The organism is Azotosporobacter soli, assembly GCF_030542965.1.
Classification (GTDB): domain Bacteria; phylum Bacillota; class Negativicutes; order SG130; family SG130; genus Azotosporobacter; species Azotosporobacter soli.
Window position 1 is genome coordinate 24,224 of record NZ_JAUAOA010000026.1, and the last position, 21,136, is coordinate 45,359.

Below are 21,136 nucleotides of genomic sequence, written 5' to 3' on the forward strand. Positions count from 1 at the left end.
TAACGATCCTCAGGAATGGCCCCGTGAGCTGCTCACCAAACGCATTTTGCCAGTAGGCTGAGCCGGTCGCCTCCGTTAGAGGGCTAGGGTATCGGATTTGTTATCCCGTACCTGAAGAGATGAAAGGCAGCGCTTTTCAACAAGGGTGGTAACGCGAACATTTCGCCCCTTTTCGGGAGGAATGTTTTTTTTATTCCCCCACGCGCATTCTTTCAAACCAGGGTGGTACCGCGAAGACATTTCGCCCCTAGCAAGGGCGCGAAATGTCTTTTTTTATCTAAAAGGAGGAGTTTTGATGTTGCGAGATTATCTGGAAACAATACTTGGCGGAGAAGACTTGTCGCGCCGCGAAGCGGAATACGCCATGGAAATGATCATTACCGGCCGGGCGGCAGAAACGCAGGTCGCCGCTTTTTTAGCCGCTTTGCGCCTTAAAGGAGAAACGGCCGCAGAAATCACCGGCTTCGCCGAAACGATGCGCCGCCATGCCACTACCCTGCCCTACTCCGGCACCGATCTGGTGGATACTTGCGGTACCGGCGGCGATAAAAAAGCGACGTTCAACGTCTCGACAACGACGGCTTTCGTTCTGGCCGGCGGAAACGTCAGAGTCGCCAAGCACGGCAACCGCGGCGTCTCGAGTCCGTGCGGCAGCGCCGACGTACTTGCCGCACTAAACGTCGCGATCGATCTGCCGCCTGAACAGGTCAGCCAGGCGATTCAAAGCATCGGCATCGGCTTTCTCTTTGCGCCTCGCTTTCATCCGGCCATGGGCAATGTCGCCAAATTGCGCCGCGAACTGGGTACCCGTACCGTCTTTAATCTCTTAGGCCCACTAACAAATCCGGCCGGAGCGCCGCGCCAACTACTCGGCGTCTATGATCGCCGCCTTACCGTAAAACTGGCCCAAGTTCTTTTATCGCTCGGCGTCGAACACGCCTTGGTCATCCACAGCCACGACGGCATGGACGAAATCTCCAGTCGCTCGCCAAGCTATATCGTCGAGGTAAAAGCAGGGCAGATCATGGAATATGAAATTGATCCGCTCGATTACGGCTTCTCACCTGATGCCGCCGAATATCAGGGCGGCAGCGCCGCCGAAAACGCAGCCTTGCTGGTTCGCATTCTCGAAGGGGAAGAAGGCCCATGTCGCGATATCGTGCTGCTGAACGCAGCGGCCGGTTTTATCGTCAGCGGTAAAGCACTTGATTTCTCCGAAGGCCTTCAGTTGGCGAAGCAAAGCATTGACAGCGGCGCAGCCTTAAGCAAGCTTCGCGACTTGCAGGCCTTTAGCCGCAGCGGGTGCGCCTCATGATCATCAAAATCTGCGGTCTCACGACACTAACGGACGCGCAGTTGGCAAAAGACTGCGGTGCAGATTGGCTCGGTTTCATCTTCGCCCCGAGTCGTCGCCAAATAACACCGCAAGCCGCGCGCGACATAACCGCGCAATTGACAGGCTGCACTAAAGTAGGCGTATTCGTCGACTGCCCGGTTGCGCAGGTGCAGGAAATTGCCGCTTACTGCCAACTTGATATCGTTCAGTTGCATGGCCAAGAAAATGAGAACTATCGTCGTCAATTGGGTCTTCCTCATATCAAGGTTTTTTCGCTTTCGCCCGATGGCCAAACGCTGCACCAGCCCTGGCCGGCTGACGCCGATTGGATCTTGCTCGACACCGCGGTCAAAGGACAAAGCGGCGGCACAGGCGTTCCGTTTACCTGGTCGCAAGCGGTCGAGCGCTGCCGAAACAGCGCGCGTCCTATTTTAGCCGCAGGCGGATTAACGGAAGCGAATGTCGCAGACGCCATTCGCAGTTTGCAGCCTTTTGGCGTCGATGTCGCCGGAGGCGTCGAAACAGAAGGACGCAAAGACGGTCTAAAATTAGAACGCTTTATTCGCGCGGCACGCCAGGCCGCTAAGGAGGTAGAACATGTTAGCTAAGATCGTAGCCAAAAAGCGCCGCACTATCGCCAACAGCAAAGAAACACTGTCCTTTGCCAAACTGGAAAGTCAGGCAGTCCCCGCAGCGTTTAAACTGCGCCAGACACTAAAAGATTCCGCGTGGCTCTTAATCGCCGAATGCAAGCTCCATTCTCCTGCCAAAGGAAGACTGACAGAACGGCATACGGTTCCTGAACTGGCCGCACTCTATCAAGCCAACGGCGCAAGCGCCTTATCCATTCATACCGACGAACACTTTGCCGGTTCGCTTGACGACCTGATGCTAATGCGTCAACAGACCAGCCTGCCGCTGCTCCGCAAGGACTTCATCTTGGATCCGTACCAGGTCATCGAAGCGCGCGTCGCAGGCGCCGATGCGATCCTGCTGATCGCCAATCTGTTAAACGACGCAGAAATAGACGCTTTAAGCAAACTTGCCGATGAACTGGGCATGGACGCTCTGGTCGAAGTGCACAGTTTGGCGGAATTCAACCGCACGCAAGAACTTGGTTGCCCTCTGATCGGCATCAATAACCGTGACTTGACGACATTCAAGACCGATATCGAGCAGACTTTCCGCCTTCTGGAACATCGCCGCACAGATGGTTTTATCATCAGTGAAAGCGGCATCAAAAACGCCGCCGATGCCGCCCGGCTCTTCGACTCCGGCGTTAACGGAATCCTGGTCGGCGAAGCTCTTGTCACCGCCGCCGATCCGGGCCAGGCGGCCCATGAAATGGCAACCGGCCATCAATATACTACGAGGAGGACTTACCATGCCTGATAAGAATGGAAAATTCGGCGCTTACGGCGGCCGTTTCGTACCGGAGACCGTAATGCCCGCTTTATTGGAACTGGAAAAAGAATACCGTAAGGCCAGCGCTGATCCCGCCTTTCAAAAGGAACTGCGCTATTACCTGCAGGAATATGCCGGACGCCCAACACGTCTATACTATGCAGAGAAACTGACTAAACACTACGGCAAAGGTCCGATTTATCTAAAAAGAGAAGACCTGTTGCATACTGGCGCGCATAAGATCAACAACACCTTGGGCCAGGTCCTCTTAGCTAGGCGCATGGGCAAGACAAGAATCATCGCCGAGACCGGCGCCGGACAGCACGGCGTCTCCACTGCGACGGTCGCCGCCTTGTTCGGGTTAAAATGCCGAGTCTATATGGGAAAAGAAGACATGGAACGCCAGGAGCTTAATGTCTTCCGCATGCGACTCTTGGGCAGCGAGGTTTGCGAAGTCTCGAGCGGCAGCGGCACGCTGAAAGATGCCACCACCGAAGCGATACGGGACTGGGTCGCCAACGTCGAAGACACGCATTATATTATCGGTTCCGTACTTGGCCCGCATCCGTATCCCATGATGGTACGGGACTTTCAATCGGTCATCGGCAGCGAAACCAAAAGCCAGATCGCCGAGCGCGGCGCTAAACTGCGCTACGTTGTCGCCTGCATCGGCGGCGGCAGCAATGCGATGGGCATGTTCTATCCCTTTCATCAGGATCCCGAGGTCAAAAAGTTGGGCATTGAAGCGGCCGGTTGCGGCCTCGACACCGACAAGCACGCCGCCTCGCTGACGCTCGGCCGCCCCGGCGTCCTGCACGGTTCCTACAGCTATCTGCTGCAGGATGATGACGGCCAGATCAAACCCGCCCACTCTATTTCAGCCGGTCTTGATTATCCCGGCGTCGGTCCGGAACACGCTCATTTCATGGATCACGGCATCGCAGATTATCACTCCGTCACCGATCAGGAGGCGCTAGCCGCGTTCCAGCGTTTGACCGCGCTCGAAGGCATCATTCCCGCTCTGGAAAGTTCGCACGCTTTAGCATATTTAGAAAAACTGATGCCCCAGGCCGCAGCCGATGAAGCCGTCGTAGTCTGTCTCTCGGGACGCGGCGACAAAGATGTGCAAATGGTGCAGCAGGTATTGGAGGGAAAATAAATGTCACGTATTGAAGCAACGCTGATCCGTAACCGTGAACAAGGTCGTAAAAGCCTGATCATATATCTGACTGCCGGGTGTCCTGATTATGCCACGACAAAAGAAGCCGTTCTGGCCGCCTTGGCTGCCGGCGCTGATGTCGTCGAACTCGGACTGCCGTTTTCCGACCCGATGGCCGACGGACCCGTCCTGCAAACAGCCGGAAACCTGGCTTTAGCCAACGGCGCAACCACCCGTAAATCGCTCGATTTGGTAAAAAGCTTGCGCCAAGAAACGGATGCGCCGCTCCTGACCATGTGCTATTTGAACACCGTACTGCAATACGGTATCGATGAGTTTACCGGACAATTTTCCGCCGCCGGACTTGACGGCCTGATCATTCCTGACATGCCGGACGAAGAAGCGCAGCTGCTCGCCGAGCCTTGCCAACAGAACCAGTTGGATATCATTTCCTTTCTGGCAACGACCACAGGACCGAAGCGGGCACAGCGAATCTGCCGCGCTGCCAGCGGTTTCATCTATTGCATTGCCGTAAACGGAGTTACCGGCGTTCAAAAAACCGACTACCAGCCGATTTCAGGTATCATCACCGAAGCACGCTGCCACACAGACTTACCGCTGGCCATTGGTTTCGGAATCGGCAGCGGCGCAGCGGCGCAGGAAGCAGCCAGGCACAGTGACGCCGTCATTGTCGGCAGCGCACTGATGCAACAGCTCATGGAACATGGAGTAGGCGGCGTGACCCGTCTGGTAGGCGAAATTCGTCAGGCGCTGGATCAAAAGGAGGCGTTCTAATGCTGCTGCAACCTGCGTATGCCACTTTCTGCGAGCGCAGCGCCGAACATAGTCTGGTTCCCTTAAGTCTGACGCTGCCGGTCGACACCGAAACGCCGGTTTCCCTCTATCAAAAATTAGTCGGCGACAAGCTCGGCTTTATGCTGGAAAGCGCGACGCCCGGCAAAAACTTTGGCCGTTACTCTTTTCTCGGTCGTCACCCCTTCGCCCGTCTGACAGGCTACCGTGACTCGACCATAATCATCAATGAACGCGAACAAACAAATGCTAAGCAAGGCCCGCCTTTACAGGTACTGAAAGAATTTCTCGCCGCTCATTCTTTGGCTAATCTGGACGAGCTGCCTCTGTTTTCCGGCGGAGCGGTCGGTTATGTCGCCTACGAAGCAACGGCGACCTGGGAACGGATACGCGGCATGTCAATCGCCGATGACCTCGTTCTTTCCGACATGTTGTTTTGCCGGGAACTGGCCGTCTTCGACCATTTGGAGCATTCGGTAACATTTTTATACTTGGCTGATGCTAAGGCCGACGATCTCAAGGAAAGCTACCAAAAAGGCAGCGCCGCTTTACACGCGATGGCAGCCGCGCTGCAAGAGCCGTTACCGGCTAAAAAGGAGCAAACGCCTCCTTCTTCCGCCGTACAAGCGCCCCTTACGGCAAGCAGCGACGACTATTGCGCCAAAGTCCTGCGTGCCAAAGAATATATCGCCGCCGGCGACGCCTTTCAAATCGTACTCTCGCAAGAAAGCCGGCGTCCGCTCGACTGTCATCCGTTTCAGCTTTACCGTCGCTTGCGCCGGGTAAACCCTTCTCCTTACATGTTCTATCTCAATTTCGGTCAGCATCAGGTACTCGGCGCTTCACCGGAACGCCTCGTAAAACTGGAAGACGGCGTGGTCAGCACTCACCCGATTGCCGGAACCCGCCCGCGCGGCGCCAACGCCGCCGAAGACGAACGATTGGGCAACGAATTAAAAAACGATCCGAAAGAATTGGCCGAACATGCGATGCTGGTCGACTTGGGTCGCAACGACATCGGCAAAGTCAGCCTGCCCGGCAGCGTTCAAGTGACCCGTCTTAAGGAGGTGGAACATTTTTCCCACGTGATGCATCTCGTCTCTGAAGTCACCGGCAAAATGCGTCCCGACTACGGCGCAGTCGATGCACTGCAGGCCTGCTTTCCGGCGGGTACGGTCAGTGGCGCGCCTAAAGCGCGCGTAATGGAAATCATCCATGAACTGGAGGGCGATCAGCGCGGCGTTTATGCCGGAGCCGTCGGCTATCTTGACTTTCGCGGCAACATGGACACCTGCATCGCAATCCGCACGCTGGCGATCGAAAGCGGCGAAATCATTTTGCGCGCCGGAGCCGGTATCGTCGCCGACTCGTTGCCGGAAATGGAATATCAGGAAGTACGGCATAAATCACAGGCAATGATCAAGGCACTGGAGGGGATCGAGTGATGATCGGCTTATTGGATAATTATGATTCATTCACCTACAACGTATATCAATTGCTCTGCCAATTAGGCCAGGACGTTCTGGTCATTCGCAACGACGAACCGCTGACGCGACTGATCGAAGCCGACCTTGAAGCGCTTGTCATATCGCCCGGCCCCGGCACGCCGTCCGAATCCGGTATTACGCTGGAAGCTCTGCGTTTTTTCAGCGGTCGTATCCCCATTCTTGGCATCTGTCTCGGACACCAGGCGATCGGCGAAACGTTCGGCGGCCAAGTTATCCGTGCGCCGCAGCCGGTACACGGCAAAACGTCCGAGATTCTGCATCAGGGCTGCGGGCTCTTTAACGGCTTGAGCGCGCCGTTTTCCGCCGGACGCTATCACTCCTTGATCGTAGAGGAAGAGACACTGCCCGCCTGTTTGGAGATTACCGCCCGCAGTCCGGAAGGACTGATCATGGCTTTACGTCACCGTACCTTACCGATCGCAGGTCTTCAGTTTCATCCGGAATCGATCTTGACGCCGAACGGAAGTCAGCTCATGAACAATTTTCTACAGGGCCATATTTAGGAGGTTCCATTATGACGACACGAAAACGAATATTAACCGGCGACCGTCCCACCGGCAAACTGCATCTCGGTCACTACGTCGGTAGTCTGCAAAACCGGGTCCGTCTCCAGGATGAATACGACACTTTTGTTTTTGTCGCCGATGTTCAGGCGTTGACGACTCATTTTGAAAGAACCGACCGCCTGGCCGCAGACGTCCGCCAGGTCGCACTCGATAACATAGCCGCCGGTCTTGATCCGGAAAAAACAACCTATTTCATCCAGTCCATGATTCCTGAAATTGCCGAGCTAACCGCTTTTTACAGCATGTTTGTCACCGTCAACACGCTGCGTCACAATCCGACCATCAAGGCAGAAAGTCAGCAATACGGTTATGCTGATCTTAGCTACGGTTTTCTTGGCTATCCGATCAGCCAAACCGCCGATATCACCTTTTGTAAAGCCGATCTTGTTCCGGTCGGCGAGGATCAATTGCCGCACATGGAATTAACGCGCAAAATCGTCCGCCGCTTTAACGACCTCTATAAACCCGTGCTGCCCGAGCCGCAGGCACTGCTTAGCGACTGTCCCCGCCTGGTCGGCCTGGACGGCAAAGCCAAAATGGGAAAAAGTCTGGGCAATGGCATCTATCTTAGCGATCCGAGTGCTGTCGTGGCCGAAAAAGTCAACGCCGCACTTACCGATCCGGCCCGCGTACGTGCGAGCGATAAAGGAACGCCTTCCGTCTGCACGGTCAACACCTATCATAGCGTCTTTAACGCCACTGAACAGCCTGACCTCGCCGAACGCTGCAAGAACGGCAGCATCGGCTGCGTCGCCTGCAAGAAACGTTTATGCGCTTCTCTTGAAGATCTGCTTGCCCCAATGCGTGAACGTCGCGCCCATTTCACAGCCAAACCAGGACAGATTGATGAAATCTTGCAATCCGGTACTGCTAAAGCCCGCTTGATCGCACAAGAAACAATGCGCGAAATTCGCGATGCAATGCAAATCAGTTATTTCTGATTGCGCTATCTTTCTCCCAGGAAAAAAGGAGGTCTTCTTATGGCACACTATACCCTGGCTTCACGCGAAAGCAAATCAGACGATACACTGATTCGTCTGGGCGAACTCACGCTCGGCGGTTGTGAAAAATTATTCATCGCCGGTCCCTGCGCCGTCGAATCGCGACGGCAGATGCTCGACACGGCGCGCCTCGTAAAACGAGGCGGCGCTCAAATCCTGCGCGGCGGCGCTTTCAAACCGCGCACCTCACCGTATGATTTTCAAGGCCTGGCCGAAAAAGGTCTGGAGTACATGGCTGAAGCCAGAGAAGCAACCGGACTTCGTATCATCAGCGAAGTCATGGCTCCGGACGCCGTGCCGCTCGTCGCACAGTATGTCGACATCCTGCAGATCGGCGCGCGCAACATGCAAAACTTCGCCCTCTTAAAAGCGGCGGGACGCAGCAACCGTCCTGTATTGCTCAAGCGCGGCCTATCGGCAACGATTGAAGAATGGCTGCAAGCCTCAGAATACATCCTCAGCGAAGGCAATCAACAAGTCATCTTTTGCGAACGCGGCATCCGCACCTTCGAATCCTATACGCGCAACACACTCGACCTCAGTGCTGTCAGCGCGATCAAAGCGCTGAGCCATCTGCCGGTCATCGTCGACCCCAGCCATGGCACCGGCCGACGTGAAATGGTTTCGCCGATGTCCTTAGCCGCGCTGGCCAGCGGCGCAGACGGCCTGATGCTTGAAGTCCATCCCAATCCGGCCGAAGCATTATGTGACGGCCCGCAATCGCTTCCGCCAGCCGAATACCTCGCACTCATGCACCAGCTTCGCGCAATGAACGCTTTTTTAGCAAAGCTGCCGGAGCGCGCCAAAGCGGTCGGTGAATAATCCGCTCTCGCGCAGTAAGAATATGATTCTAGCGAAAACACGAAGACGCATTGCTTCGTGTTTTTTTATTTTTCTCGTTAAAACTTTACCATATCTTTACCTCGCAATAACATTTGCCTCCCAGCCAGATGATAGGGTTATTCGTAGTGGGTTCAATATAATTTTAGGAGGGATTTGCTTTGCGTAACAAACTCAGTCTGAAACTGGCGGTGTTCGTGCTTTTTGCCGCCATCCTGGCCTGCGGCGTCAACTTTAAAACTGACATGTCCGCCGCCAGCACCGCACAGGCGGAAGTGACCGAACGGCCTAAATATGTCTTTTATCTGATCGGCGACGGCATGGGACAAAGCCACCGCACAATCGCAACCATTGCCAAGAACAATATTGGCAGCGCTCCAAAAGGGCAGGCACTTAAACCATTGACAATGGATAGTTTCCCGGTTATCGGCATGAACACGACGCAATCCTATGACCAACTGGTAACCGATTCGGCGGCGGCCGGAACGGCCTTGGCCTGCGGCGTCAAAACCGATAACAAATCAATCGGTCAAACGCCGGACGGCAAGCGACTGAAAAGCGTTTTAGAAGGCGCACGCGACAACGGCTGGTCGACCGGCCTCGTGACGACGACTCGGATCACGCATGCGACTCCGGCCGCGTTTGCCGCACACATTGATCATCGTGACAAGGAAGACCAGATCGCTGCGCAATTGGTTGACAGCGGCGTCAATGTCCTCTTGGGCGGCGGCGAACGTTTCTTTCTGCCGCAAAGCGCAAAAGGCAGCAAGCGAAAAGACGAGCGCAACTTATATGATGAGTTGAAAGCAAAAAACTACAACGTGCTAAATACGGCTGACGCACTGCGTAATTTCAAACCATCCGGCAACCCGGCCAACGATAAACTGATCGGTCTTTACAACAACAGCCATCTGACCTGGGATATCGACCGCGATCCCGCCAAAGAACCGAGTCTGGCCGAGCTGACGCAAAAAGCCGTCGACGTCTTAAGCGAAAATAACAACGGCTTCTTCCTGATGGTCGAAGGCGGCCGCATCGACCATGCTGCGCATCAGCACGACGCCGCCGGAATCATCAAAGACACTTTGGCCTTTGACGACGCCGTCACCGTCGCATATAACTTTTATCTGAAGCATCCGAAAGAAACCTTGATCCTGGTTGTTGCCGACCATGAAACCGGCGGGCTGGGTCTCGGCACGATGAATGATTATTTCCTCGATCCAAGTGTGCTGAACAATGTTCACGGTACCATGGAAAAGATCGGTCAGGCGTATAACAAGCATAAGAACATCGACCAGCTCTGGAGTGATTTCCACGCCGCCAGCGGCATTTCTTATGCTTCGCTGAGCAGCGAAGAAAAAGCCCGCGTCGAGCAGGCGATCAGCGACACGAAAAGTGGCGTGACACCTTGGAATGACAATATCGAAGCCGAGACTCTGGTCGGTTCGGCTCTGACGGAGATCTTAAACAGCCGCGCCCATGTCGGCTTCACCACCTACGCGCACACCGGCTCGGCCGTACCGCTGACCGCGATCGGCAGCGGCTCGACGCTCTTTGGCCGCCTGCTTGACAACACCGAAGTCGGCCGCAACCTTGCCAATCTGATGAACGTTAAATTATAAGCAGCAAAGGAGCATGCAAATTGATGAAAAAGAACTGGAAAAAAGCCCTGGCCGCGGGTGCAGCCGCACTGGTTTTGACGGCCGGTTTCAACGTCGTCGACATGAAAGCCGCCGAAGCGAAAGTCAACTTCGAACTGTTTGACTTTGAAGCGCATCGCGGCGGACGCGACGCACGTCCGGAAAACACGCTGGTTTCCTTCGCCTATGCGATGGAACTGGGCGTGACCACTTTGGAAATGGATATGCAGATGACCAAGGACGGACAGCTGGTCATCAGTCATAATCCGGTACTCAGCCCGAATCTGACCAAAGGTCCCGACGGCAAATATGTCGCAGCTGACAAGTATGACATCCGTACGATGACGCTTGCCGAAGTGAAGCAATTCGACGTCGGCACGATGAACCCGGCGGCCGGCGGTTATTACGACGGCCACGGCAAAACACAGCTTTCCGTACCGGGCACAAAGATCCCGACCTTGGAAGAAGTGTTCGAATTAGCCAACGCCTACGGCAATAAGAAAGTGATTTTTAATATCGAGACCAAATCTTACGTCGCGCCTGATGCCAACGCAGCGAACAGCCCCGATCCGGCCGCTTTCGTAGCTAAGGTGAATGAAGTCGTGAAGAAGTACGATATGGAAGACCGCGTGACATTGCAGTCCTTCGACTGGCGTACGCTTGTAGAAATGAAAAAGCTTAATCCGCGCATCACTTTGGTCGCTTTGACCTGTGAGCAACCTTCCTGGGGTCCGGACGGCGTCTATCGCCAGGTAAACCAACCGGGCGCCTCGCCTTGGATGGCCGGCATCGACATTGACACCTATAATGGCGATTTCGTCAAAGCGGCGAATGAATGCGGCGCAGACATCGTCTCGCCGTACTGGGAAGAACTGTCCAACGAAATGGTTGCCGAAGCGCATGAACTCGGCATGAAGGTCGTGCCTTGGACCGTTAACGATCCGAAGAAGATGAACATGCTGCTCGACATGGGCGTAGACGGCATGATCAGCGACAAGCCTTGGCTGTTGCACGAAGTCCTGATCCAACGCGGCATCAAGGTAGCGGCTCCTAGCGTAAACTTGAAGAGCCCTTACCATACCGGTACCGCCATCGTCACCGGCGAGACCAAAGTCACTAAAAAAGGCGGCGACTCGGCCGAATAACGCACCTGATTCGGCGGATGCTCTTCCTGGCATCCGCCCCACTTTTTCACTCTGGGGGTAAACATATGAAGAGACGCCGCAGCATTATCATTTTGTTCACAGCCCTGTTGGGTTTTGCACTGTTTGCAGCTTGGTTGCAACAATCAAATCGCCCTCTGCAGGGCAACCAGGAAATGAGCGCTGTCGTCACGGCGGTCGACAATCAATTGGAAACCTTCGGTCTGGTTTCGGAAGGTTCTCAACTGGTCAGCGCGATTATCACCGAAGGCCCCCTAAAAGGGCAAGCGCTTCAGGGTTATAATCATGTTCAGGGTAAGCTGGAACTCGACCATATCATGAAGCCCGGCGACAGCGCGTTATTCGCAGTGCAGATTGCTGCGGACGGCAGCATCAGCCAAGCCTATGTCATTGAATACGATCGTCACTACTGGGAATATCTTTTGTTTGCGCTCTTCGTCCTGACGCTGCTATTGTTTGCCGGGACGACCGGACTCAAGGCCTGCGCCTCTTTCGTCCTTAGTCTGGTGATCTTATGGCAATTTTTCCTGCCCGGACTGCTCAAAGGATATCCTCCGATTCCGTTCGCGCTTTTGACGCTGGCTCTGATCAGCGCGCTGATCATTTTTCTTGTCCTTGGCGTCAACCGCAAGGCTTTTACCGCTTTTGGCGGCACGTTAGCCGGTCTGACAATGACGACCGTCTTTACGCTCTATTTTGGCGAGCACTTCCACCTTAACGGCGCCACCGCCGCTTTTGCCGAAAGCTTTCTCTACTCCGGCAGTTACAACATCAGTCTCAAGGAACTCTTCTATGCAGCGATCATTCTCGGCGCTACCGGCGCAGCGGTCGACGTTGCCATCGATGTGGCGGCCGCAATGGAGGAAGTGACGCTGCATCGTCCGGATATCAGCCGCGATGAATTAGTCAAAAGCGGACTCAACGTCGGCCGCGCCGTGATCGGCGCAATGACTACGACGCTGCTTTTGGCTTATTCCGGCGGCTACATTCTGATGCTGCTTCTCTTTTTGACCAAGGACATGACGTTGCTGCGCATTTTGAACATGAACTATGTCGCGGCAGAAATCTTGCGCACCCTGACCGGCAGCATCGGCCTGATTCTGGTCGTTCCGTTCACTGCGCTGCTCGGCGGCTATCTTCTGATTCCCGACAAAACGTCTGCTTCCCCTTCGCTCAAAAACATTTGGCCCTTCGGTCATAAAGCAAAAGAGGAAATATAAGAAAAGAGGAGATTTAACATGAAGCACTCTTTATCACGCACCCTTAAACAATCGGCATTGACTCTATCTGCGATCACCTTGCTGGCGGGTGCGTTGCCGCCTTCCGTACTTGCCGCACCGATCAGTCTGGCAGACTGCCAAAATTTTTCGCCGACCGCAATGGCTGAACAATCCTCTTACATCATGAACAGCTACCAATACCTGCTCAAGACGAGTCAGGAAATCTCCGATCCGCAGTTGCGACAAAAAACAGCCGACTATCTGGCCAATCCGGTGCCCAGCCTTTGGCAGCGCTTTCCGGGCGATGCCGAAAAAGAAAGCCTGAAGCAACAGTTAGTCGCCGCCGGTTACCTTTCAGCTTCCGCCAGCTATGATCAGTTTCTTCCGCCGATGCGCAACACGGCAAATCCGCCGCAGCCGTTTTATGCCGCTCCCGGCAGTGGCTATATGAGTCATCACGCCTATCCTGGCGGCCTAGCCACGCATGTCGCCAGCAACGTCAAGATCGCCCTTGGCATCTACAATACCTACAAAGACGTCTATGGCATCACGCTTAATAAAGACGTTATCATCGCCTCCGAAATGCTGCACGACCTGCATAAACCCTGGGTCTTCCAATGGCAAAGCGATGCCGCCAGTCTGAAAGAATACAGTATTGCCGGTACCGGCTCACATCATATTCTCAGCATCGCTGAAGCGATGTACCGTAATTTCCCCAAAGAAGTCGTCGTTGCGATTGCCTGTGCGCATAATCATCCCGGCACTGCTCAAGACGAAGCACAAGTGGTAAGCTGGTTAAAAGCCGCCGCACTGATCTCCGGCAAAGACCCCATCGCAGCCGGTTATCTGGCACCATCCGGTGAAACCTTGCCGCAGCCGCGCTGGATTGAAGGTTTTGTCACGCATCTTGGCGATCATGACTTCGTCCTGACCGTACCAATGGCACAGTGGACAATCGCCCAGCTGCAAAACATCGCCAAGGCGCATTATGGCATGAGCGAGCAGGATTTGCATTCCGCCAAGTTTTACGCGTTTCGCGACTATGTTTTCTCGCAGGCTACGATTGAACGCTTGTACACAATTTGGGTTCAGGGCGGCGAGCAAAAATTAACTGATACCGTCCTCTCACTCGTCAAACCATGACAAGAAAGCCGCCGTTCCTATTTTCAGGAATCCGGCGGCTTTCTTACATTCTTTATTTTCTTGTCAGCAAACGCAGCGCAGTCCGGCTCAGTACCTCAACGCCGATGGGCAATACGTCTTCGTCAATTTCGAATTTCGGATGATGGTGCGGATGGCAAATGCCTTTGTCAGGATTGCCACTGCCGATAAAGACGAAGGCACCCGGCACAATAGCCTGGTAGCAGGAAAAATCTTCGCCGCCCATGACCGGATCGATCTCCAGCACCTTTTGCGCCGCAACGACCTGACGGGCGCTATCGGCCAGCACTGCGGCAATCGCCGGGTCGTTGATCACCGGCGGAAAGCCGTAAATCGGTTCCAAACGATAACCGGCTCCGGCAGCCGCGCACAATCCGGCGCAGATCTGCTCGATCCTGGCAAAGACCTTCTCCCGCACCGTTTGCGAAAAACTGCGCACGGTGCCACGCAAGAGCGCGGTATCGGGTATCACGTTGAACACTTCACCGGCCTGAAACAGGCCGATCGAGACAACCGCCGGTTCCTTCGGGCCTAAGTCATTGGCGACAATGCCGCGCAAGGCCAGAACGATTTGCGCGCCGACATGAATAGGATCGACTGTCTGGTAAGGCATCGAACCATGACCACCGCGCCCCTGCACGATGATCTTGAACTCGTCCGGCGAAGCCATCATGGCCCCGTACGTGACGCCGACGCAGCCTGCCGGCACATCCTGCCACAAGTGCGCGCCGATGATCGCCGCCACGCCCTCTAGCGCTCCCGCTTCGATCATTTGCTGCGCACCGCCGGGAAAGGCTTCTTCACTCGGCTGAAAGAGCAGGCGGATCGTGCCCGGCAGTTCCTCGCGCAGCGTGACCAGACCTTTTGCCACCCCCAAGAGCATCGCCGTGTGGCCGTCATGGCCGCAGGCATGGCAGACGCCGGGGCGCTGTGAGCGATAGGGCGCATTGATTTCATCCGCGAGCGGCAATGCATCGATATCGGCGCGCAGCGCAACACAGGGCCCCGGTTTCTCGCCCTTAATCTCCGCGATGATGCCTGTTTTCGCAATCGCCTTCGCTTCAATGCCCATTTTCTGCAATTCTTGGCTGATTCGTTTTTGCGTTTCAAATTCTGCGCCGCTCAGTTCCGGATGCATTCTAAAATGACGGCGCAACTCGATTACATAGTCTTTATTAGCCGCCGCAGCGGCCGCGATTTTCTGCTCCATCATCATTCTCCTTTTCATTTAAAGCCTCGACTGCCATTTTTCGCTGGGTCACCGCCCGATCGCCCTGCAGATAAAGCCAGGTTGCGCCAAGCGCCAACACCGCAAAGCAAAACAGTGTGGCGTGCGCGCCTAGATGCTGCAGCAAAAATCCGCCCGCTGCCGGACCGAGCGCCCGGCCCACGAAGAGAAAACTCATCGCGCCGAAATAACTGCCGCGCAGCGCAAGCGGTGCGATCGATTCGACGAACATGGCGCTAATCGGAAAAATCAGGATCTCGCCAAAGGTAAATAAGATCTGGCTAAGGACATAGCGATAAAATTCCTGACCGGAAAACGCATTGCCCACCAAGCCCAGTGCAAGAAATATACAACCGATTCGCATCGTCGTCAAGAGAGAGAAGCGTCGGAGAAAATAAGCCGTCACCGGCATCTGCAGGACAACGACCGTTATCGCATTGACCGCCATGATTGTCGCAAAAAGCGCAGGCGAACCAAGCCGATCCAAAATGATAAGACCTAACGTCGAATCCATCTGCGAAAAAACGAAGGTTACCGTCATCCCGCCCAAAAGAAACAGTCCCATCGCGCGGTCTTTACGCAGCACCGCGATCACTTCACGCAATTCAGGCTTCTCTTCGTTTTCAGCAATCTTGCCGCGAATATCACGCCGCCAGGAAAAGAGCAGGAATAAAAAGAAATAAGCAAAACAAAAAGCGCCAGTCAGATAAAAACCGCTGGTCGTTCCGGCAAAGCCGAGTGCAGCGCCCAATAAGGGTCCGATCGCGTTGCCGATGTTCGCCATCGTATAGCGCAAACTGAAGAGCGCCGTTCTTTGCTCCGGCTCGGCAAGATCCGCTAAGATGGCCTGCCCCATCGTATCGATGCAGCTGCGGTTCAATCCGGCCAGCAGGTTTATGGCAAAAAAGACCGGTTCGATCATTCCCGGCAAGCGCAAATGCGCCGCTGCCAGGCCAAACAGACAAAAACTCGCTGCATATGAAAAGAGCGAGACAATAAAGATCTTTTTCCGGCCATAACGGTCGGAAAGAAAACCGCCAAAAAAACCGCCTACCAAATAGGCTGCGAACGAACTGCCGGAAATAAACCCTGCAAGCGCAAAACTCAAGCCCAGTTCATACGTCAAAAAAATAACAAAAAACGGCATCATCATCGATGTGCCGATACGCGACAGCATCAAACCGACCAAGATGACCCATTGCAGCGGATCAAACCTATATTGAGCAAAATCAAAGCGTTTTTTCATCTACGCCCCCTAAATTTACAACTGCTCTTACCTTAGTTACCATTTTACCTAGTATGGCATATTTTTTTCGCGTTTGCAAATACACGTCCCTTCAAGAAGTACAAACTTCATTCCTTGCCATCTTTTAGCGTCGTTTCATCACTTCAACCGATACATCTATCACTCGATTACAAAATTCTTACCTTCGAACTTCAAAAACAACCAATATTGACCTTGCAGAGGTATTTATTCCAAAAAAGACAGTCTTTCCCTTAACTGATGCAATTTAATGCTTCTCGCTCCCTCGCCTATCGTTTTACGCCTGCACTGCATCCTTGTATAATGTATTTTGTGTCTATATTTTCTTGGATGAAGGAGTCTTGTATTATATGTCGCGAACTTTTCGTATCGTTCTCAAACGTTATTTCACGAATGCCTTTAAGAAAGATCTGATGGCCGGTCTAACTGTCGGCGTCATTTCCCTGCCCCTGGCAATGGCCTTCGCTATCGCCTCCGGCGTCAACCCGGAATACGGTATCTACACTACCATCATTGCCGCTTGCCTTGCGACGATTTTCGGCGGCAGCCGCTACCAGGTCACCGGCCCGACCGGCGCTTTCATTCCGGTACTGCTGTCCATCGTTTTGACTTACGGTTATGAAAATCTGCTGATTGCCGGCTTATTATCCGGCGTTATTCTCGTCCTGATGGGCCTTTTGAAATTAGGTTCCCTCATTAAATACATTCCGCGTCCGGTAACCATCGGTTTCACCGCTGGTATCGCAGTCAATATTTTCATCGGCCAGGTGCCGAATTTCCTTGGCCTCAGCGGTCTGGCGCGACATGAAGGCTTTATCGACAACTTGCATGAAATCATCACGCATCTGGCAACGTTCAACATCTACAGCGCCGCAACCGCCGCGCTTTCTCTGTTCATCATTTTGCTTACGCCGCGTTTTCTCCCCAAAGTACCCGGTTCGCTGCTTGGCATCTTGGCCTCGACGCTGACCGCCGCGTTCTTCTACCCCGGTGAAGTAAGCACGATCAGCTCGACCTTCGGCGGTCTTCCCAGCACGCTGCCGCTCTTCCAATTGCCAAGTTTGAGTGCCGAAACATTTCAGCACTTGCTGCGTCCGGCGTTTGCCATCGCTTTTCTTGGCGCGATCGAATCGCTGCTCTCCGCCGTTGTCGCCGACGGCATGACAGGCACGCATCACAACAGTAACCGCGAGCTAATCGGTCAGGGGATTGCCAATATCGTAACGCCGCTGTTCGGCGGCATTCCCGCAACCGGCGCTATCGCCCGGACTGCAACCAACATCAAGACCGGCGCTGTCACCCGCGTCTCCGTTCTCATTTCGGCATTCTTCGTTCTCGCGACCATGCTGCTTTTGGCGTCTTACGCCGGCAGCATCCCGCTTGCTAGCATGGCACCGGTACTGATGATCGTCGCCTATAACATGAGTGAGCATCATGCTTTCCTCGCCATTTTGAAAACCCGTTCGCACAGTGCAGGCGTCCTGGTCGTCACCTTCCTGCTCACCGTTCTGACCGATCTTACGATCGCGGTTGAATTCGGCCTGCTTTTGGCCATGATCATCTTCGTCAAACGCATGAGCGACATCCTGGTCGTCAATCGCGTCTTACCCGACCAGGAAAACCACTTGGTCAACGTTGCTGATGAAAAAGAACCTGTTGATACGCACGACTGCCCGCAAATCAGCATTTTCAGTGTTGAGGGGCCGCTCTTTTTCGGCGCGGCGCAAATGTTCTCACAAACGCTGATGGATACGATCCATTATTACCCCAAGGTTATCATCCTGCGTATGAGCAAGGTTCCGTTCATCGACCTGACTGGCGAACAGCACTTGCGCATCATCATCCAGGATTTGCGTAAACGCGGCACATTGGTGCTGATTGCAGGTCTCAATATTCAAGCCGAACGTCTGATGAAAAAAACCGGCCTCTATGATATGATCGGTGCGCATCATTATTTCCGGCATACCTGTGACGCGATTGCGCACGCCGCCAATCACATCGACAAATCGGCCTGTCGCAACTGCCAAAAGGATCTTTCCAAACACTGTTTGGCAGAAGAACAAATTGAACAAATCAGCTAGCTAAGCCAGTAAGAAAGAGAGCCTTTTGACGGCTCTCTTTCTTACTGTCCGGACGCAAGCAACTATGCTATAATAACGACAGTCCATCATGCTACGATTTCACTCCAGTCTGGAAAAGAGGTTTCAACCGTGAATAAACAATCGATTTATGACTTGCCCTTAGAAGAACTGACAACCTGGCTTATCAGCCACGGCCATAAAAAATCCCGCGCTCGCCAAGTTTGGGCTTGGCTGTATCGCCGTCGCGCCGCGACGTTTTCTGCGATGCTTGACGTCAACTCGGACTGCCTCTCCTTATTGGATGCGCATTTTTACATCCAGTCGCTAAACGAAACGTGCCGCCAGGAGTCCAGCGACGGCACGATCAAATTTCTCCTACAGCTTCAAGACGGCAACCTAATCGAAACCGTACTGATGCGCCACAAATTCGGTTTGTCTGTCTGCGTCACCACGCAAGTCGGCTGCAACATGGGCTGCAGTTTTTGCGCCAGCGGTCTCCTGAATAAAAAACGCGATCTGTCAAGCGGCGAAATTGTTGAACAGCTTATGCATGTCCAACGCCATCTTGACCGTCGAGAGCAAGCAGAGCAAGTCAGCCACGTCGTCGTAATGGGCATCGGCGAACCGCTCGATAACTTCGCCAACCTGGTTTCCTTTTTGCAGACTATCAAAGACCATAACGGACTGGCAATTGCCGCACGCCGCATCACGGTGTCGACCAGCGGCTTGGCCGATGCGATTTACCGTTTCAGCGATGCAAAACTCCAGGTCAACCTTGCCATTTCTCTGCACGCGCCGAACGATATGCTGCGTTCACGCATCATGAAAATAAACACGGTCTTCCCCATTGCAGCGTTGCTCGACGCCATCGACTACTATTTGATGCACAGCAAGCGCCGCATCACGTTTGAATATATTTTGCTCAAGGATTTGAATGATCGCCCGGAACATGCACAGGAACTCGCTGCCCTGATCGGCGCACGCAATGCAAATGTCAATTTGATTCCCTACAACCCGGTCGACGAACATAGCCAATACCAACGCACCGAGCATGAAACCAGTCTTGTTTTTTATGACGTATTGAAAAAACAAGGTCTCAATTGCAGCATTCGCCTCGAACACGGCGTCGACATCGCTGCCGCCTGCGGCCAACTGCGCAGCAAACATTTGCCGACGGCATAAGAAAACAGGGATTGTCTTTTTATATAAGACAATCCCTGTTTTCAGACCGTCGACAAAATGCACTTTACGCAAAGCGTAAGGTGCATTTTTCAATTTCAGTTATCCAATTTTCACTGCAAAAACGCAGTTTTTCGAAAAAACGTTGAAAAACAGGCGGTAATATACCCCTGCGTTTCTTCCAGGTCGCCAGTTTTTTCAGATTCATGCATGCAAAAGTAAGCGTCACCTGCATTTTCACTTTCTGCAGGCCACGCAGTTGCGTATAGCGCATTGCATGCTTTTCTTTTGCATCTGCAAAGACACGCTCAATTGTTTGCGAGCGCAATTTGTAAATATCGCGATATATCGGCATGTGCCGATACTCATCAGCAAGTTCCAGATAGGATTCCCATACATGCCTTTGGACTTGCTTTTGATGCGCTTTGCTCTGCGTGCATTGCTCTAAATGCGGACACACTTTGCATTGTTTTGCATCGCTTTTATATTCTTGATATCCTTCACGATTCGTCGTACTGTAGCCAAGCGCCTGGTTGCCAGGGCAAATCATGCATTCATAATATTCATCATATACGTATTCATATTTCTTGAAGAACCCTTCTTTTGTCATAGGACGCTTGTAGGGAACGACAGGAATTCGGCCACTGTCGATAATTTGTTTCATAATCCAGGGCGTTTTGTAGCCCGCATCGACGGCAACGGTTTCGGTTTCAGGGAAATAACTGACGACTCGTTCATACAGTTCATCAAACAATCGACTGTCATTAACATTGCCCGCTGCGACTTCGTATCCTAATATGAAGTTATGCCGGTCACAAGCCGTGTTGGTTACGTAGGCAAAGCATTTTTCATGCTCGCCTTTATGAAACAAGCCGCTTTCCGGATCCGTCGTACTTTGCGTGATGGTTTTACCTTGCGGCGGATTTTCATCGTCGTCTTTATCTTTTAACCGTTTCTTGCCATGGTTTTCGCGATCGGCTTGAATTTCCGCATTCAGTTCATCTTGATATTGCTTGGCCGGAATCGGCACAAACACTTTTGCGCTTTTCTTTTTGTTGGCTCGTGCTTTGATATGGGTTCCGTCAATGAATACGGAACTTGCATCAATGAAACCGCAGTTTACTGCTTCGTACAGGATGCGCATAAAGATCCGCTCAAACACATCGCTTCCTTGAAAACGCCGGGTATAATTCTTGCCGAAGGTTGAAAAGTGCGGGACTTTTTCGGTAAGGCCGTATCCGATAAACCAGCGGTAAGCCATATTTACTTCAATTTCTTTCATGGTTTGACGCATGCTACGAATGCCGAACAGGTATTGAATCAGTACGATCTTAAACAGACTCACCGGATCAATTCCTGGTTTGCCTCGTTCGGAGTCGCTATATAAACCGTCGACTTCGTCGTAGATGAAGCGAAAATCGATGGCTCGTTCAATGTCTCGTAATATATGATCTTTCGGTACTAAATCTTCTAAGCAGAAGAATTCAATTTGGCTTTGTTGACTTCGATCTTTTTTCTCGTACATAAAATCACTCCCGCTAATGATTTTATCATATCATTAGCGGGAGTGGAG

At 53.2% G+C, this 21,136-nt stretch carries 18 protein-coding genes and 1 other annotated feature (1 of these 19 only partly in view); of the genes, 15 read left to right on the forward strand and 3 right to left on the reverse strand.

The window, feature by feature from the left end; translation table 11 throughout:
- Positions 1–173: a binding site (T-box leader), on the forward strand; it begins 87 nt to the left of the window's first position.
- Positions 174–295: 122 nt separating this feature from the next.
- From trpD to QTL79_RS16310, 13 genes are all read left to right on the forward strand, one after another.
- A complete protein-coding gene (gene trpD / locus QTL79_RS16250; RefSeq protein WP_346356009.1) occupies positions 296–1,315 on the forward strand; it encodes an anthranilate phosphoribosyltransferase in 1,020 nt (339 codons plus the stop codon).
- A complete protein-coding gene (locus QTL79_RS16255) occupies positions 1,312–1,944 on the forward strand; it encodes a phosphoribosylanthranilate isomerase (protein ID WP_346356010.1) in 633 nt (210 codons plus the stop codon). Before trpD ends, QTL79_RS16255 begins: the two co-directional genes overlap by 4 nt.
- Positions 1,934–2,728, forward strand: a complete 795-nt coding sequence (gene trpC, locus QTL79_RS16260; RefSeq protein ID WP_346356011.1) for an indole-3-glycerol phosphate synthase TrpC — start codon at positions 1,934–1,936, stop codon at positions 2,726–2,728. The genes QTL79_RS16255 and trpC overlap by 11 nt, the downstream gene beginning before the upstream one ends.
- Positions 2,721–3,899 (forward strand): tryptophan synthase subunit beta, encoded by a 1,179-nt coding sequence (gene trpB, locus QTL79_RS16265; protein WP_346356012.1) that lies wholly within the window; start codon positions 2,721–2,723, stop codon positions 3,897–3,899. The genes trpC and trpB overlap by 8 nt, the downstream gene beginning before the upstream one ends.
- Positions 3,900–4,694: a tryptophan synthase subunit alpha gene (gene trpA / locus QTL79_RS16270; protein WP_346356013.1), complete on the forward strand. Its 795-nt coding sequence runs from the start codon at positions 3,900–3,902 to the stop codon at positions 4,692–4,694.
- Entirely contained in the window at positions 4,694–6,157 is a 1,464-nt protein-coding gene (gene trpE / locus QTL79_RS16275) for an anthranilate synthase component I (RefSeq protein ID WP_346356014.1), read from the forward strand. The genes trpA and trpE overlap by 1 nt, the downstream gene beginning before the upstream one ends.
- Positions 6,157–6,723 carry an anthranilate synthase component II gene (locus tag QTL79_RS16280; protein WP_346356028.1) on the forward strand — a complete coding sequence of 189 codons (567 nt, stop codon included), beginning with the start codon at positions 6,157–6,159 and terminating at the stop codon, positions 6,721–6,723. Before trpE ends, QTL79_RS16280 begins: the two co-directional genes overlap by 1 nt.
- An 11-nt stretch (positions 6,724–6,734) precedes the next feature.
- Entirely contained in the window at positions 6,735–7,727 is a 993-nt protein-coding gene (gene trpS, locus QTL79_RS16285) for a tryptophan--tRNA ligase (protein ID WP_346356015.1), read from the forward strand.
- Positions 7,728–7,766: 39 nt separating this feature from the next.
- Complete coding sequence (gene aroF, locus QTL79_RS16290) at positions 7,767–8,609, forward strand: 3-deoxy-7-phosphoheptulonate synthase (RefSeq protein ID WP_346356016.1); 843 nt, start codon at positions 7,767–7,769, stop codon at positions 8,607–8,609.
- 179 nt (positions 8,610–8,788) lie between these two features.
- Positions 8,789–10,249, forward strand: a complete 1,461-nt coding sequence (locus QTL79_RS16295) for an alkaline phosphatase (protein ID WP_346356017.1) — start codon at positions 8,789–8,791, stop codon at positions 10,247–10,249.
- Between the two features lie 23 nt (positions 10,250–10,272).
- On the forward strand, positions 10,273–11,412 hold the full coding sequence (locus QTL79_RS16300) for a glycerophosphodiester phosphodiesterase (RefSeq protein ID WP_346356018.1): 1,140 nt from the start codon (positions 10,273–10,275) through the stop codon (positions 11,410–11,412).
- A 65-nt stretch (positions 11,413–11,477) separates the two neighbouring features.
- The gene (locus QTL79_RS16305; RefSeq protein WP_346356019.1) at positions 11,478–12,650 is read left to right on the forward strand and encodes a YibE/F family protein; all 1,173 of its coding nucleotides are present in this window, start codon (positions 11,478–11,480) and stop codon (positions 12,648–12,650) included.
- A gap of 18 nt (positions 12,651–12,668) precedes the next feature.
- Positions 12,669–13,793: a TAT (twin-arginine translocation) pathway signal sequence gene (locus QTL79_RS16310; protein ID WP_346356020.1), complete on the forward strand. Its 1,125-nt coding sequence runs from the start codon at positions 12,669–12,671 to the stop codon at positions 13,791–13,793.
- A 52-nt stretch (positions 13,794–13,845) separates the two neighbouring features.
- Here the strand turns inward: QTL79_RS16310 and QTL79_RS16315 are convergent, their stop codons facing one another.
- Positions 13,846–15,021, reverse strand: a complete 1,176-nt coding sequence (locus QTL79_RS16315; protein WP_346356021.1) for a M20 metallopeptidase family protein — start codon at positions 15,019–15,021, stop codon at positions 13,846–13,848.
- Positions 14,987–16,285, reverse strand: coding sequence for an MFS transporter (locus QTL79_RS16320; protein ID WP_346356022.1), 1,299 nt, complete (start codon positions 16,283–16,285; stop codon positions 14,987–14,989). Before QTL79_RS16320 ends, QTL79_RS16315 begins: the two co-directional genes overlap by 35 nt.
- Before the next feature lie 368 nt (positions 16,286–16,653).
- On the opposite strand from QTL79_RS16320, the gene QTL79_RS16325 reads away from it, so the two are divergent.
- A complete protein-coding gene (locus QTL79_RS16325; protein ID WP_346356023.1) occupies positions 16,654–18,384 on the forward strand; it encodes a SulP family inorganic anion transporter in 1,731 nt (576 codons plus the stop codon).
- Between the two features lie 129 nt (positions 18,385–18,513).
- Positions 18,514–19,566: a dual-specificity RNA methyltransferase RlmN gene (gene rlmN, locus QTL79_RS16330; protein WP_346356024.1), complete on the forward strand. Its 1,053-nt coding sequence runs from the start codon at positions 18,514–18,516 to the stop codon at positions 19,564–19,566.
- Between the two features lie 64 nt (positions 19,567–19,630).
- On the opposite strand, the gene QTL79_RS16335 is transcribed toward rlmN, so the two are convergent.
- The gene (locus QTL79_RS16335; RefSeq protein ID WP_346354798.1) at positions 19,631–21,088 is read right to left on the reverse strand and encodes an IS1182 family transposase; all 1,458 of its coding nucleotides are present in this window, start codon (positions 21,086–21,088) and stop codon (positions 19,631–19,633) included.
- Positions 21,089–21,136 lie beyond the last annotated feature (48 nt).